Source organism: Streptococcus sanguinis (assembly GCF_050234405.1).
GTDB classification, from domain to species: domain Bacteria; phylum Bacillota; class Bacilli; order Lactobacillales; family Streptococcaceae; genus Streptococcus; species Streptococcus sanguinis_W.
In genome coordinates, this window is sequence record NZ_CP092117.1 from 668,813 (window position 1) to 683,159 (window position 14,347).

General features: G+C 41.5%; 14 protein-coding genes and 1 pseudogene. 11 read left to right on the forward strand and 4 right to left on the reverse strand.

Going from position 1 to position 14,347, the window contains the following annotated elements; translation table 11 throughout:
- The 5 genes from lacD (at window position 1) to lacG (ending at window position 5,588) form a co-directional block, all read left to right on the forward strand.
- Window positions 1–981, forward strand: a complete 981-nt coding sequence (gene lacD / locus MFP28_RS03395) for a tagatose-bisphosphate aldolase (protein WP_002905075.1) — start codon at window positions 1–3, stop codon at window positions 979–981.
- Between the two features lie 196 nt (window positions 982–1,177).
- The gene (locus tag MFP28_RS03400; RefSeq protein WP_002905952.1) at window positions 1,178–2,011 is read left to right on the forward strand and encodes a PRD domain-containing protein; all 834 of its coding nucleotides are present in this window, start codon (window positions 1,178–1,180) and stop codon (window positions 2,009–2,011) included.
- A gap of 48 nt (window positions 2,012–2,059) precedes the next feature.
- On the forward strand, window positions 2,060–2,377 hold the full coding sequence (locus tag MFP28_RS03405; RefSeq protein ID WP_002894735.1) for a PTS lactose/cellobiose transporter subunit IIA: 318 nt from the start codon (window positions 2,060–2,062) through the stop codon (window positions 2,375–2,377).
- Entirely contained in the window at window positions 2,377–4,083 is a 1,707-nt protein-coding gene (locus MFP28_RS03410; protein ID WP_002905954.1) for a lactose-specific PTS transporter subunit EIIC, read from the forward strand. The genes MFP28_RS03405 and MFP28_RS03410 overlap by 1 nt, the downstream gene beginning before the upstream one ends.
- Window positions 4,084–4,181: 98 nt before the next feature.
- Window positions 4,182–5,588: a 6-phospho-beta-galactosidase gene (lacG, locus tag MFP28_RS03415; protein ID WP_002899825.1), complete on the forward strand. Its 1,407-nt coding sequence runs from the start codon at window positions 4,182–4,184 to the stop codon at window positions 5,586–5,588.
- Window positions 5,589–5,642: 54 nt separating this feature from the next.
- Here the strand turns inward: lacG and MFP28_RS03420 are convergent, their stop codons facing one another.
- Both MFP28_RS03420 and MFP28_RS03425 read right to left on the reverse strand, forming a co-directional pair.
- Complete coding sequence (locus tag MFP28_RS03420) at window positions 5,643–5,852, reverse strand: helix-turn-helix domain-containing protein (protein ID WP_002894739.1); 210 nt, start codon at window positions 5,850–5,852, stop codon at window positions 5,643–5,645.
- Window positions 5,853–5,864: 12 nt separating this feature from the next.
- Window positions 5,865–6,392, reverse strand: a complete 528-nt coding sequence (locus tag MFP28_RS03425; RefSeq protein WP_002905955.1) for a DUF2975 domain-containing protein — start codon at window positions 6,390–6,392, stop codon at window positions 5,865–5,867.
- A 197-nt stretch (window positions 6,393–6,589) separates the two neighbouring features.
- On the opposite strand from MFP28_RS03425, the gene MFP28_RS03430 reads away from it, so the two are divergent.
- Together MFP28_RS03430 and MFP28_RS03435 are read left to right on the forward strand one after the other, a co-directional pair.
- Window positions 6,590–7,309 (forward strand): suppressor of fused domain protein, encoded by a 720-nt coding sequence (locus MFP28_RS03430; protein ID WP_002894743.1) that lies wholly within the window; start codon window positions 6,590–6,592, stop codon window positions 7,307–7,309.
- Between the two features lie 76 nt (window positions 7,310–7,385).
- Window positions 7,386–7,946, forward strand: a complete 561-nt coding sequence (locus MFP28_RS03435; protein WP_002905957.1) for a hypothetical protein — start codon at window positions 7,386–7,388, stop codon at window positions 7,944–7,946.
- Between the two features lie 151 nt (window positions 7,947–8,097).
- Here the strand turns inward: MFP28_RS03435 and MFP28_RS03440 are convergent, their stop codons facing one another.
- Both MFP28_RS03440 and MFP28_RS03445 read right to left on the reverse strand, forming a co-directional pair.
- Window positions 8,098–9,294, reverse strand: a complete 1,197-nt coding sequence (locus tag MFP28_RS03440; RefSeq protein WP_032915805.1) for a ferredoxin reductase family protein — start codon at window positions 9,292–9,294, stop codon at window positions 8,098–8,100.
- A 157-nt stretch (window positions 9,295–9,451) separates the two neighbouring features.
- Window positions 9,452–10,666 (reverse strand): DUF2974 domain-containing protein, encoded by a 1,215-nt coding sequence (locus MFP28_RS03445; RefSeq protein ID WP_002905959.1) that lies wholly within the window; start codon window positions 10,664–10,666, stop codon window positions 9,452–9,454.
- Window positions 10,667–10,815: 149 nt separating this feature from the next.
- Here MFP28_RS03445 and MFP28_RS03450 point away from each other — a divergent pair, with 149 nt between their 5' ends.
- The 4 genes and pseudogenes from MFP28_RS03450 (at window position 10,816) to MFP28_RS03465 (ending at window position 14,340) form a co-directional block, all read left to right on the forward strand.
- Window positions 10,816–11,502 (forward strand): response regulator transcription factor, encoded by a 687-nt coding sequence (locus tag MFP28_RS03450; protein ID WP_032916226.1) that lies wholly within the window; start codon window positions 10,816–10,818, stop codon window positions 11,500–11,502.
- A complete protein-coding gene (locus MFP28_RS03455; protein ID WP_002905962.1) occupies window positions 11,486–12,466 on the forward strand; it encodes a sensor histidine kinase in 981 nt (326 codons plus the stop codon). The genes MFP28_RS03450 and MFP28_RS03455 overlap by 17 nt, the downstream gene beginning before the upstream one ends.
- Window positions 12,467–12,477: 11 nt before the next feature.
- Window positions 12,478–12,564 (forward strand): annotated as a pseudogene (locus MFP28_RS03460) (class Ib ribonucleoside-diphosphate reductase assembly flavoprotein NrdI); the annotation flags it as partial.
- Window positions 12,565–12,711: 147 nt separating this feature from the next.
- Window positions 12,712–14,340 (forward strand): hypothetical protein, encoded by a 1,629-nt coding sequence (locus tag MFP28_RS03465; RefSeq protein ID WP_002905964.1) that lies wholly within the window; start codon window positions 12,712–12,714, stop codon window positions 14,338–14,340.
- The last annotated feature ends 7 nt before the right edge of the window (window positions 14,341–14,347 follow it).

Genomic DNA, 14,347 nt, shown 5'->3' on the forward strand with positions numbered 1-14,347 from the left:
ATGGTATTAACAGAACAAAAACGCAAGTACATGGAAAAACTTTCTGATGAGAATGGCATCATTTCTGCCTTGGCATTTGACCAACGCGGTGCTTTGAAACGCCTCATGGCTCAACACCAGGAAGCAGAACCAACAGTAGCTCAAATGGAAGAACTGAAAGTTTTGGTTGCAGAAGAACTGACTCCTTACGCTTCGTCTATGCTGCTGGATCCTGAGTATGGCCTGCCTGCTACTAAAGCTCTGGACAAAAATGCTGGCCTGTTATTGGCCTATGAAAAGACAGGCTACGATACTTCTAGCACCAAGCGCTTGCCTGACTGTCTGGATGTTTGGTCTGCAAAACGCATCAAAGAACAAGGTGCAGATGCAGTGAAATTCCTTCTTTACTACGATGTAGATAGCTCTGAAGAACTTAACCAGCAAAAGCAGGCTTATATCGAGCGTGTAGGTTCAGAGTGTGTGGCAGAAGATATTCCTTTCTTCCTTGAAATCTTGGCTTACGATGAAAAGATTGCGGATGCTTCCAGCGCTGAGTACGCTAAAGTGAAACCTCACAAGGTTATCGGAGCTATGAAGGTCTTCTCAGATCCACGTTTCAACATTGATGTCTTGAAAGTGGAAGTTCCAGTCAACGTTAAATACGTTGAAGGCTTTGGCGATGGTGAAGTGGTGCATACTAAAGAACAAGCTGCAGCCTTCTTCAAGGAACAGGATGAGGCAACGAACCTGCCATACATCTACTTGAGTGCGGGTGTATCAGCGAAACTCTTCCAAGAAACACTTGTGTTCGCTCATGAGTCAGGTGCTAACTTCAACGGCGTTCTTTGTGGACGTGCGACTTGGGCTGGCAGTGTCAAAGACTATATTGAGCAAGGTGAAGAAGCAGCTCGCAAGTGGCTTCGTACAACAGGATTTGAAAATATTGATGAGCTCAACAAGGTTCTTCAAAAAACAGCTACCTCTTGGAAAGAAAGAGTCTAAAATTTGTTAAAAAATAAATAAAGTAAGGGTTTACATTCTGAGACTGATATGCTATAATGAAATCAGAAATTGAATAGGGTGAGCGTTACTAAGTTGGATTAGGCGTGACCACAAATAAATTGAGGGAAGATATAGCCTCGGTTTGTTTGTGGTCTTTTTGTTTTGCCAGAACCCTAGAAAATGAAGAGGAGGAGATATGTATCGAATCATACATCCTATGAACAACAATGTTGCTCTAGCCAAACATGAAAATGGTGAAGAGGTTGTTCTGATTGGCAGTGGCATAGCTTTTAATAAAAAGAAGGGTGATATCGTTCTGGAAAGTAAGATTGAGAAAATCTTTCGCCTAAGAACGGAAGAGTCTAAAGAAAACTTTGTGGCCTTGCTCAAAGATGTTCCGCTAGACTTTATCACAGTGACTTATGATGTGATTGACACCCTTTCTAAGAAGTATGATTATCCTGTCCAGGACTATATCTATGTCACGCTGACGGATCACATCTACTGTTCTTATCAGGCTGTGCAGCAGGGGCGGTACAAGGAGAGTGACCTGCCGGATGCTTCTGACAAATACCCTGTTCCTTATCAAATTGCTCAGGAAGCCGTAGCGATATACCGTGAGCGGTTGTTGGATCATTTCCCTAGCGACGAGGTCAATCGCATTGCTTATCACTTTATCAATGCCGAAGGGGAGACCAATCCTGAGGGACAAAGCCATTTGGGCAGACGAAAAGATATTCTGGCTGCAGTTGAGGCAGAGCTGAAGAAAAATGGCATTAAAAGAAGTGCAGAAAACAGCAACTTTTATGACCGTTTTATGATTCACCTGAACTACTTTTTGGACTATCTGGACAGAAGCCGTGATGACAATGTTTCCCTGCTGGAAATGGAAAGTCAGATCCAGATGACCTATCCTCAAGCCTATCAGGTCGGAAGTGATATTTACCACATCATTGCCCAGAAGACGGGAATTGATCTCTACCGCAGCGAACGGGTCTACCTGGTGCTGCATATTCAACGCCTTTTATAATAGAAAATAATAATAAAATTTTACACAAGAATACAAGGAGGAACTCTCATGAATAGAGAAGAAGTAACATTGCTCGGTTTTGAAATTGTGGCCTATGCTGGTGACGCTCGCTCCAAGCTCCTAGAAGCTTTGAAAGCCGCAGAGGCTGGGGATTTTGCTAAGGCAGATGCCTTGGTAGAAGAAGCCAATGGTTGCATCGCTGAAGCTCACCATGCTCAGACCAGTCTCTTGACAAAAGAAGCTGCTGGTGAGGACTTGGCTTACAGTGTGACCATGATGCACGGCCAAGATCACTTAATGACTACTATCTTGCTAAAAGACATGATGCACCATTTGATTGAACTATACAAAAGAGGAGTAAAATAATGAACAAACTCATCGGACTTATTGAGAAAGGGAAGCCTTTCTTTGAGAAGATTTCTCGGAATATCTATCTCCGTGCTATTCGGGATGGCTTTATCGCTGGTATGCCAGTCATCCTCTTCTCATCTATCTTTATCTTGATTGCCTATGTGCCAAATGCTTGGGGCTTCCACTGGTCTAAGGATATTGAAACTTTCCTTATGACTCCTTATAGCTATTCGATGGGGATTCTGGCATTCTTTGTGGGTGGGACCACTGCCAAGGCGCTGACAGACTCTGTCAACCGCGACCTGCCTGCGACAAACCAGATTAACTTCTTGTCTACTATGCTGGCTTCTATGGTCGGCTTCCTCCTCATGGCGGCTGAACCTGCCAAGGAAGGTGGCTTCCTGACTGCCTTCATGGGAACCAAAGGTCTTTTGACAGCTTTCATTGCAGCCTTTGTTACGGTTAATGTCTACAAGGTTTGTGTAAAAAATAATGTCACCATTCGCATGCCAGAAGAAGTTCCACCAAATATTTCGCAAGTATTTAAAGACTTGATTCCATTCACTGTTTCAGTCGTTCTACTCTACGGTTTGGAACTGCTTGTTAAAGCAAGTCTAGGAGTAACCGTTGCTGAATCCATCGGAACACTTCTTGCTCCACTCTTCTCAGCGGCAGATGGCTATCTGGGAATCACGCTTATCTTTGGTGCTTATGCTTTCTTCTGGTTCGTGGGAATTCACGGTCCGTCTATCGTTGAGCCTGCCATTGCTGCCATTACTTATGCCAATATCGATGCCAACTTGGCTTTGGTACAAGCTGGGCAGCATGCGGATAAGGTCATCACTTCTGGTACGCAAATGTTTATCGTTACTATGGGTGGTACTGGTGCGACCTTGATTGTTCCATTCCTCTTCATGTGGATCTGTAAGTCCGAGCGTAACCGTGCAATTGGACGGGCATCTGTTGTTCCAACTTTCTTCGGTGTCAATGAGCCAATTCTCTTTGGTGCTCCAATCGTACTGAATCCGATTTTCTTTATTCCATTTATCTTTGCTCCTATCGCAAACGTATGGATTTTCAAATTCTTTGTTGATACTTTGAACATGAACTCCTTCTCAGCCAACCTTCCTTGGGTGACACCTGGACCTCTGGGAATTGTGCTGGGTACCAACTTCCAGCTTCTTTCCTTTGTTCTTGCAGCCCTTCTTGTCGTAGTGGATGTGGTTATTTACTATCCATTTGTCAAGGTTTATGACGAACAAATCCTAGAAGAAGAACGTTCTGGCAAAGCTAACGATGCTCTTAAAGAAAAAGTAGCAGCTAACTTTAACACTGCTAAAGCGGATGCTATCCTTGAAAAAGCAGGAGTGGATGAAGAAGCTCCAGCGCAAAACAATATTAGCGAAGAAACCAATGTTCTGGTGCTCTGTGCAGGCGGTGGGACTAGCGGATTGCTGGCTAACGCTTTGAATAAAGCAGCAGCTGAATACAATGTTCCTGTCAAAGCAGCAGCGGGTGGCTACGGTGCTCACCGTGAAATGCTGCCTGAGTTTGACCTAGTTATCCTGGCTCCTCAAGTTGCCTCCAACTTTGAAGATATGAAGGCCGAAACTGATAAATTGGGTATCAAGCTGGCTAAGACTGAAGGTGCCCAATACATCAAACTAACCCGTGATGGTAAAGGAGCACTGGCCTTCGTTCAGGAGCAATTCAACAACTAATTTGTTAGTTCATTTGAGGTGAAGCAAAGTTCAATTCCCCTGTTATTCACCTATTTACTTACTTGTTTCACCTCAAAGGCTATTGAAAGGAAAATAAGATGACAAAAAGCTTACCTAAAGATTTTATTTTCGGTGGTGCAACAGCAGCCTATCAAGCTGAGGGAGCAACCCACACAGATGGAAAAGGACCTGTTGCCTGGGATAAGTACCTAGAGGATAACTACTGGTACACGGCAGAACCTGCCAGTGACTTTTACCATAAATACCCAGTGGATCTGAAATTGGCTGAGGAGTATGGCGTCAATGGGATTCGGATCTCCATTGCTTGGTCACGGATTTTCCCGACAGGCTATGGCGAGGTCAATCCAAAAGGTGTGGAATTTTACCATAATCTTTTCGCAGAATGCCACAAACGCCATGTAGAACCTTTTGTGACCCTTCACCACTTTGATACACCAGAGGCCCTTCATTCAAATGGAGATTTCCTCAATCGAGAAAATATTGAGCACTTTGTGGACTATGCGGCTTTCTGTTTTGAAGAATTTCCAGAAGTTCGCTATTGGACAACTTTCAATGAAATTGGTCCCATTGGTGATGGTCAGTACTTAGTCGGAAAATTCCCGCCGGGTATCCAGTATGACTTGGCCAAGGTTTTCCAATCCCATCACAATATGATGGTCTCTCATGCCCGTGCCGTTAAGCTATATAAGGATAAGGGCTACAAGGGTGAAATCGGTGTCGTTCATGCCCTGCCGACAAAATACCCTTACGACCCAGAAAATCCAGCAGATGTCAGAGCAGCAGAGTTGGAAGATATTATTCATAACAAGTTTATCCTAGATGCGACTTATCTGGGGCACTATTCAGATGTAACTCTGGCAGGAGTGAATCATATCCTTAAGGTCAATGGTGGTCAGCTGGATCTACGAGATGAAGACTTTGCGGCTTTAGAAGCAGCTAAAGACCTCAATGACTTCCTTGGCATCAACTACTATATGAGTGACTGGATGCGCGACTTTGACGGTGAAACAGAAATTATCCATAACGGAAAAGGCGAAAAGGGAAGCTCCAAGTACCAGATTAAGGGTGTAGGGCGCAGAGAATCTCCAACCCATATACCAAAAACTGATTGGGATTGGATTATCTATCCGCAAGGTCTCTATGACCAGATCATGCGGATTAAGAAAGATTATCCAAACTACAAGAAGATTTATATCACAGAAAATGGTCTGGGTTATAAAGATGAATTTGTGGACAATACAGTTTACGACGATGCTCGGATTGACTACGTCAAGCAGCATTTGGAAGTTTTATCCGATGCGATTGCGGACGGGGCTAATGTCAAGGGCTACTTTATCTGGTCTCTGATGGATGTCTTTTCTTGGTCTAACGGTTATGAAAAACGCTACGGCTTATTCTACGTAGACTTTGAAACGCAGGAACGCTATCCGAAAAAATCCGCTCACTGGTATAAGAAACTAGCTGAAACACAAATGATTGAATAGAAAAGCAAAACTCCCATTCTTAGCTAAATAAAATCGGCTAGGACGGGAGTTTTTTTATTCTTCATCATCTGTAAATTCTAGGATGTCTCCAGGCTGGCAATCAAGGGCCTGACAGATAGCATTGAGGGTGCTAAAGCGGATAGCCTTAGCCTTGCCCGTTTTGAGAATGGAAAGGTTGGCGTTGGTAATACCGATGATATCAGCCAGTTCGCCCAGTTTCATCTTTTTCTTGGCCAGCTGGACATCAAGATTAACGATAATCATGATAGCAGCCTCCTAGATGGTAAATTCATTCTCTTCAGCTATATCAATCCCCTTTTCCAGAATTTTCATCATCAGCCAAATAATCAGAGCGCCCAAGAGAGGTGTAAAGCTCATACTGGCATTAAGAGAGAAGGGGAGGGCGATGGGATTGCCTGATGCAGCAACCTTAACGGAAAGAAAGGTCAGAGCCAGAAAGACTTTCCATGCCCTATCAGCTAGTTGCGTGTTTGATGAATCAAAAATCTTTCCACCAATCAAATTTTTGATGAAATTACGAGCAAGATAGATGAGATAAATAGTCAAAGAAGCTGTGAGAAGATTTATAACAAAGGCTATAATACTCCACCAATTTGAAAAATCAACTGAGGGCAGAAATTGAACATTGAGCTTTATTCCCAACCTGTCAGAAAGGCCGGTGTAAGAAATCACACTTAGGATAGTAAGAAAGACCAGAATCGCAGCATAACCCACTATGATAAGATTCAGAAGAGTAACGATATCTTTGAGCAAAGAGTTATTTTTTAATTCAATCTTTTTCATGATGCTTACCTCTATCGAAAATCAGCCGGCAGTAGATTTTCTTTTCCTTTTATTCTTATTATAATCTATCTTTTATTGTATTTCAAGAAAAATATATCGAAAAACGATAAAAACAAAAAATAAATTTCCTTCTATCATAAAAGTAATTCCTTATTTTTTATGCTATACTGTTTTCAAATTAATTCAAGGAGGAAAAAATGGGAATTTTTGATTTCTTTAAAAAACAGTCGGAAAATCAGGAAGCTGAGGAAGTTGTCTATGAAGAGTACGAAGAAGTAGTAGAAGATGTCGAGCCGGTAGAAGATTATGTGGAAGCTCCGGGATGGGAAGCCATCTCAACAGAATTTGCTCGGATATATAATAATCAAGAGCCGGTAGACCATATTGAGGCCATTGTAAAATGGCGTTTTGGCGGGCCGGATCCGCTGGATGGTGTAGATGTCTATGATGCAGGTGACTCTTGGCATTTGGTTAGTTATGGTTTATCTGAGCTGTATGAAAAGCTCAGTGAAGATCCAAACTATAGTGGCTATGGTTTTGAATTTACCATGCGACTGAAAAAAGGAAATTACCAAGCTAATGATGAATTTATCAATATCGTCACGATTTTTCAGGAGTTGGCGCGCCGGACCTTTGAGACCGGAGAGGTTTATCAGCCTTTTGAGTACATTTATACTGGACAGCTTCTTGGCTTTGACCGTGAACAGGAGTCTGCTTTGACAGGTTTTATCACGGTTCCGGATGTAGAAGCCCAGCCTTTGGAGACAGTCCACGGCCGGGTAGATTTTATTGAGTTGGTTGGTGTGACAGATGCAGAATTACAGCAAATCCTCAATGAAGAAGAGACTGCCCAAGGCCTCTACGCTCGCTTGGGGAGTGACCTAACAGACTATGGTCGGCAGTCGCTTGTTGGATGACGAGTTTTCTGCAACTTTTTGACAGCTTATTAGTTTTATTCTATAATGAAATTACTTATTATTTAAGGAGATAAAAATGAAAAAGATTTTTTCAGCCAGCGTGGCTCTTTTAGCAGCAGTTACCTTAGCAGCATGTTCAAATAATCATTCATCCGTTACTTCTAAATCTTCAGAAAGCAAGGCTGCTTCTAGCTCAGTTAAAAAGTCTTCAAAATCAAGCAGTAAAGAAAGTAACTCAAGCAGCTCAAGCACTTCGTCAAGTGCCAATTTAGAAACACCTGACTTTGTTTTGGTTACAGACGAAGAAATCGCTAATGCAACAACAATTGGCGATTTGAAAACCGTGTACAATAAGCTTGCGGATAATTACATCAAATATAGTGGAGAAATTAAAGAAAAACTCTCCGAGTCTGAAAGAGCAGATTTTGACAAAGAAGCGGAAGAAGGTTTGAAAGCTTTTGAGGAATCAAAACAGACTCTTAGTGATCAATTATCTCAGTATGGTTCAGATGATTTAGAAGTTCCAGCAGAAGTACGGGATCCGTTCCTGCAGAACTTAAAAGAGAAACGTGATAAACTGGTAAGTGTTTTGAAAATGTCTTATATTTTTGTTTCAAACATGCCTAAAAAACAGTAACATCAGCTATTGAAATTGTTCCTGATTCCTTGGAGAAGATTTTTCCGAATTAGGTAGACTTCCGAAGCTGTATCATGGTTCATTTCAATTTATTACTAGACAATAAAACATCAGGGGCAACCTTATCGTTGCTCCTGATGTTTTATACTCTTTATTTAAATTTAAAGCCTTCATAGACCAGCTCTGCTTTAGGATTGGTCTTTTTAAATTCGTTGGCTAGTTTATCCATCATCTTGACAGGTCCGCACATGAAGACAGTAGTTTTGTCGTCCAAAGGATAATTCTTGAAGTCTAAATAGCCGGAGACCTTGCTATCGACCAAATGAAGATCAAACTGCGGATTCTTGGCTGCGTAGTCTTTGAGTAGGTCTAGGTAGACTGCATTTTCAGCTCCAGTGTAAGCATAGTAGAAGCTGACTGGACGATTCAGATTAGGATTTTCACGGATATAGGAGATGAAGGGGGTAATACCAATCCCACCAGCAATCCAAATCTGCTTTTCCTGTCCTTGGTCAAGAATCATGTGACCATAAGCTCGGTCAATGGTGACCTTGGTTCCTTCTTGAATGTTGTTATAAAGTTTCTTAGTGTGGTCACCAGAGTTCTTGATGGTAAAGTAGATGATATTGTCATGGCCGCCAGAGATAGAGAAAGGATGTGGCGCTTTTTCAAATCCCTCTTGGAAAATCTTGACAAAGGCAAACTGCCCATACTGGTAGTCTAGCTTTTGACTAAGCTGGATCTTCAACTCCACGGTATCGTGGTTCAGGCGTTTGACCTGCAGAATTTTCCCTAGATGGCGAAAGGCCAAACTTTGATAGAGGAAGATGATATAAAAGCCAGAAGCTAAACCGATGATAGCGTAGAATCCGACTACGAAGCCTAGCAAGGTCGGTGTCAGGAGTCGACCGCCCATCAGCATATAGGCGTGGAAGAGACCAAAGATATAGGCCAGATAGACAAAGCGGTGAATCCAGCGCCAAGCCTCATACTTGATGTGCTTGCCAAGATAGGCCACCAGAACAATGCTGACAAAGAGATAGATGCCGACATTTCCAAGCTGGGCTGCTAGATGAGAGCCCCAGAGACTGCCACCCATGGCAACATTGTGGAGAGCAAGCAGGACGACGGAAAAGATAGCTGTAAACTTATGATAGGCGTACATCTTTTCGATGCCATGGAACCATTTTTCCAATAGGGAGTTCCGAGTCGCAAGTAAAAAAGTTAGCGAGAGGGTAGTCAAGGCCAGACCGGGTACGATAAAGTTGGTCATCCCAGCTGAAGCCCAAGCATAGATGGTCAGGATTATGCTAACAGCAATAAGGGCGATCCCTTTGATAGATTTCATGATGGTTTCCTTTCTGATTTTTATCACTACTTAGTTGTAAGTGTTTTTGTTACATTTTAACAAAGAAAAAACAAGCTGTCAAGATAAGAGCTTGTTTTGTTTTTGGGATGGATAGGTCAATTCTTCCGTTAGCCAAGCTAGTGGGACTTTTGCGATTTTACTCGTGAACTTCTGTAGCAGTCTCTTCCACTTTATCAGTCTCAGACTGGCCGAAAGGCAACTGCTTACTCCAGCGTGATAGATTTTCTCGAATATCTTTGCCAATTTCAGAAAGATTAGGTATGCTAATGTCGTCCTTCCAGCTTTGAACACGCATATTCAGTAGGAGCTTGGACAAGCGCAGCAGCATGTCACGTTCTTGCTCTGTTAGAGATTGAGCATTTTTCAGGATATCGAGGACTTTGTTAAAGTTTTCAACATTGGACAATTCGTCGACAGATTGGATACCAGCATCTAAAATCAGTCCGAAAAAGAGGTCGAAAAAGTCTTTAAGTTCTTCATCTGAAACGGTGCTGACCCAATTTTTAAAAGTCTTGTCTATCTGTAGGCTCTCTGCATCTAGTGTATCCAGCAATAGGAAAGAGGCTCCCTTGATTTTCCATGAAAAGGTATCGTGCTGGGCAAAGCCGCCGATGGCACTGCTTTTAACAATCCTAGCTTCCTTAGGTGTTTCCAGCATCATGCCGACGATGGAGTTCTGAGGCAGGTAGCGTTTCATCCTTTCAACCACGGCCTGATAGCCATCGCTTTCGATGACAGAGTGATTGAGACCGGGAGAGTCATAGCTGTAGATGGCTTCAATGCGGTCTTGGAGCGACGTTTCCATCTGACTGGCTGCATAAGAAGCCAGGTTTCCTCCTTTGGAATGACCGGTTAGGATAAAGTTACCGGGCAGATTTTCTAAGGCTTTCTGCAGGTAGCGGGCAGCCGTTTTCTGAGCAGGGATCTGATCCATATAGGTCATGTGGAAGTCTTCCTTCCAGCCGACGATGGAGTCGTCCGTACCGCGAAAGACCAGGACATAGGTATCAGGCTTGATTTTGAAAATCAAGGCAGCGAATTGCTTCTGGATATCTTGGTCAACGTCATTGACATAGCCCATCAGTTTTAGATTTTTAAAGCGGGTAGAGGCTGCGGCCAAATCCAATAGTTTCAGACGATTTTTGCTAACCATCATGGAGAGGTCGCGCGGTACTTGGTCGGCCAAATCCATCAGTCGGCAGTCGCAGTAGGGGGACATGTCTTCATGCACTAGTTGGTCAAAAGGCAAGTAGGTTAGCTCTGTCAGAATTAGCAGATCCAGTTCATTGAAAGGTTTATCATAAATGCTGTCATGCTGCACTTCTTCAAGGTAAGTAAAAATATTGCTCATGTTATATCTCCAATTTCTACTAGTTAGTATAGCATATTTTTCTGATAGAATTTCTCTTTTCCAGAAAAATCATACCTTAGACCGAGGATGATAAACAAGCAAGCGCATTTTTTGGTATAATGTTACTAGCAAGCAATCGGGAGGGAAAGATGCACAAGATTTTACTAGTAGAAGATGATCCGGTCATCCGTCAGATGGTTAAGAAAATGCTGGAACAGTGGGGCTTTCAGGTAGTGGCAGTCGAGGACTTTATGGATGTGCTGACTGTCTTTGTCCGAGAGGAGCCGCATCTGGTGCTGATGGATATCGGTCTGCCCTTGTTTAACGGCTATCACTGGTGTCAGGAAATCCGCAAGATTTCAACGGTGCCTATCATGTTTCTGTCTTCCCGCGATCAGTCAATGGACATTGTCATGGCTATCAATATGGGGGCAGACGACTATGTGACCAAGCCTTTTGACAACAATGTCTTTCTGGCTAAGGTTCAGGGCTTGCTGCGCCGTTCCTATGAGTTTGGAAACGACCAGAGTCTCCTGGAGCACCAAGGTGTCATTCTCAATCTCAAGTCGACAGATCTGGTCTTTGATGGGAAAGTGGTGACCTTGACAAAGAACGAATTTCAGATTTTGCGGGTTCTATTCGAGCATTCTGATGGTATCGTGGCGCGTGATGATCTGATGAAGGAACTCTGGAACAGTGACTTTTTCATCGATGATAATACCCTATCGGTCAATGTGGCTCGCCTGCGTAAGAAGCTTGAAGAGCACGGACTGAAGAATTTCATCGAAACCAAAAAAGGAATAGGATACGGTCTCATCAATGGACACACAGGATAATTTTTTCTTTTTTAAGTCTTACCTTTATTCACGGCGATTTTTTCTAGCTCTGTTGATTCTGCTGCTAGGCTTTATTCTGCTATTTGCCTTTGTCTTTGATACTTACCGCAGTCTGCTGGAATATGTCGCGCTCTTGCTGGCTTTTCTGTCTTTCTTGTTTATCGGAGCAGATGCTTGGACGGCCTTTAAGAGCTATCGCAGCCAGAAGCTGCATGCCTCTGCTCAGGCGCAGACTCCTCTAGAAAAGCTCTTGCAGGAAAGGGTGGAGGAGCTGGAGTACGAGCAGAAGAATCAGCTCTTGGTTGAACAGGAGAAATACAATGATTTGCTGGACTACTATACTCTTTGGGTTCATCAAGTCAAGACACCTATTGCAGCCAGTTCACTTTTGATTGGAGACTTGAAGGATAAGGAAGCCAAGTCTCAGTTGGAGCAGGAGCTCTTCAAGATCGAATCCTACGTTCATCTGGTGCTTCAGTACCTCCGTCTGGAAAGCTTCCACGACGATCTAGTGCTGAAGCAGGAAAATCTGGCTGATTTGGTCAGAGAAGTAGTCAAGAAATACGCTCTTTTCTTTATTCAGCAAGGACTCAGCCTCAATCTTCATGACCTAGACCACACGATTGTCACTGATAAAAAGTGGTTTCTAGTGATTTTGGAGCAGGTCCTGTCTAATAGTCTTAAATACACCAAAGAAGGCAGCATAGAGATTTATTTTCACGAGGGCAGCCTCTACATCAAGGACACGGGTCTGGGCATTCAAAATGCTGATTTGCTGCGGGTTTTTGAGCGTGGTTTCTCAGGCTACAATGGTCGTCTGACCCAGCAGTCATCAGGCTTAGGTCTTTATCTGTCCAAGAAAATTGCTGACCAGTTGGGACACAAGATTTCTATAGACTCTCAAGTTGGTCAGGGAACGACGGTTTCCATCGCCTTTCCTGAGAAGAAATTGATCTTTGAGTAGGAGGAAGAAAGTTGCTAGTAGTGGTTTATGATAGTCTGACTGGTTTGGGCAAGAAATTTGCTAAAAGTCTGGGACTGCCTAGCCAGTCAGTCTGGAAATGATGAAGATAAGAAAGCAGTAAAAGAATTTTTATATAAGATTTAGAGAATAATAAACACTAGTTTATCTAGTTTTAGAGATAGTAAGTACTGTGAGAAATCATGTTGAAATGGAGAAAATCATTGCTTTAAATAAGAGGAGATAAAATGGTTAATAAGAATAGTGATTTAGGATTACAAGAGAATAATGCAATTTATCATAATCTAAGAGAGTTGGAAAAGGAACTTGAGAGTGATTTAGATAGAATATTAGGGGATTTGACATCAATTGATATAGAACGAGATAATTTACAAAATAATCGTTATCTTGAAGAAGCTATACAAGATATCATTTGGGAACAAGTACAAAATCAACTAGCTGTTCAATTGGGCGAGGAATTTATAAAGGAAAATCGAGGTCAGACATTAGATTTAAGAAAATCAGCGCACATACAAACATCGAAAAATTTTGAGAAAGCTAAATTTGCAACTCATAATCAGGATGTAGATTATAAAGAAAGGTATAATGTATGGCAAAGTAATTTTACTTTTAATAAAAAAGGCGATAGAGTTCTCAAGAAAAGTGCTCGTAAATTTTTTGATAAGAATAGAGAAAAGGGTTCAGCTTCTATTCATAAAGATCACACAATTTCTATAAAAGAGCAGTTGAATGATATTGAACTTGCTACATATTTTTCTAAAGAAGAAGTTAAAGATTTTGCAAATAGTTCTCAAAATTTGCATGATTTAGATGCTTCCGCAAATATGTCAAAAGGTGATAAGACTATGACAGAGTTCTTAAACTCTGAAAGAAATAGACAAAGACCTGAAGAAAGATTCAATATTGATAGAAAACAATTAGAAAAAGATGAGGTAGAAGCTAGAGAAGAACTAAAGAATAGAAAAAAAGAAGCAAAAGAAAAAGCGATAAAATCTGGCAAATTATCACGGCGCAAAGAAGCTTTTAAAGTAACTGGTAAAGCATTAAAAGCAGCAATTTTCCAGCTTTTATCTGAGTTTTTGAAAGAAATTATCAAGAAGTTTATCATTTGGTTTAGTGAAAAAGAAAAGAACTTCAATACATTTATTGGAAAAGCCAAAGAAGCCATTAGTTCCTTTGTCTCTAAACTATCTCAACATATTATAAGTGTTGGGGAATCAATGATTGCAGTATTAGCAACTTCAATTATCGGTCCAGTTGTAGGAACTTTTATGAGAATCTGGACGTTTGTCCAACAAGGTTGGTCATCTTTGAAAGATGTAATAGACTACCTTAGGAATCCTGAAAATAATACTAAAAACATAAATACTATTATGTTGGAGCTTGGAAAAATTATTATAGCTGGAGTAACAACAACTAGTGCTATTGTTTTAAGTGATACAATTGCAGCAAGTATAGCTGGGGCTGTTCCAACACTCGCTATAGAAATTCCGTTGTTGGGGAGTCTGGCAAGTATTATTGGAACCTTTATGGGAGCAACAGTAGCAGGTGTTTCAGGAGCTTTTGTGTTAAAATTAATTGATCAAACTATAATATTAAGACAAATAAATGAGTTAAATAATAAAAAAATTGATGGAAATAATGATAAATTAATTCTTCAGGCTCGTTTGACAGATTTAGGAATGTTAATGTCACAATCTGATAAATTATCTGCTTTGAGTACGATAGAAGAAAGACATCAATTTGCTGTAAGCAAAATGGAAGAAAGCTTTACTAAATTGACCTCGGATTGTGCTGAAAAATCGGAGGATGAATTTGCAGATATTGATGCATTATTAGATGAATTATCAAATTAGGAGTTAT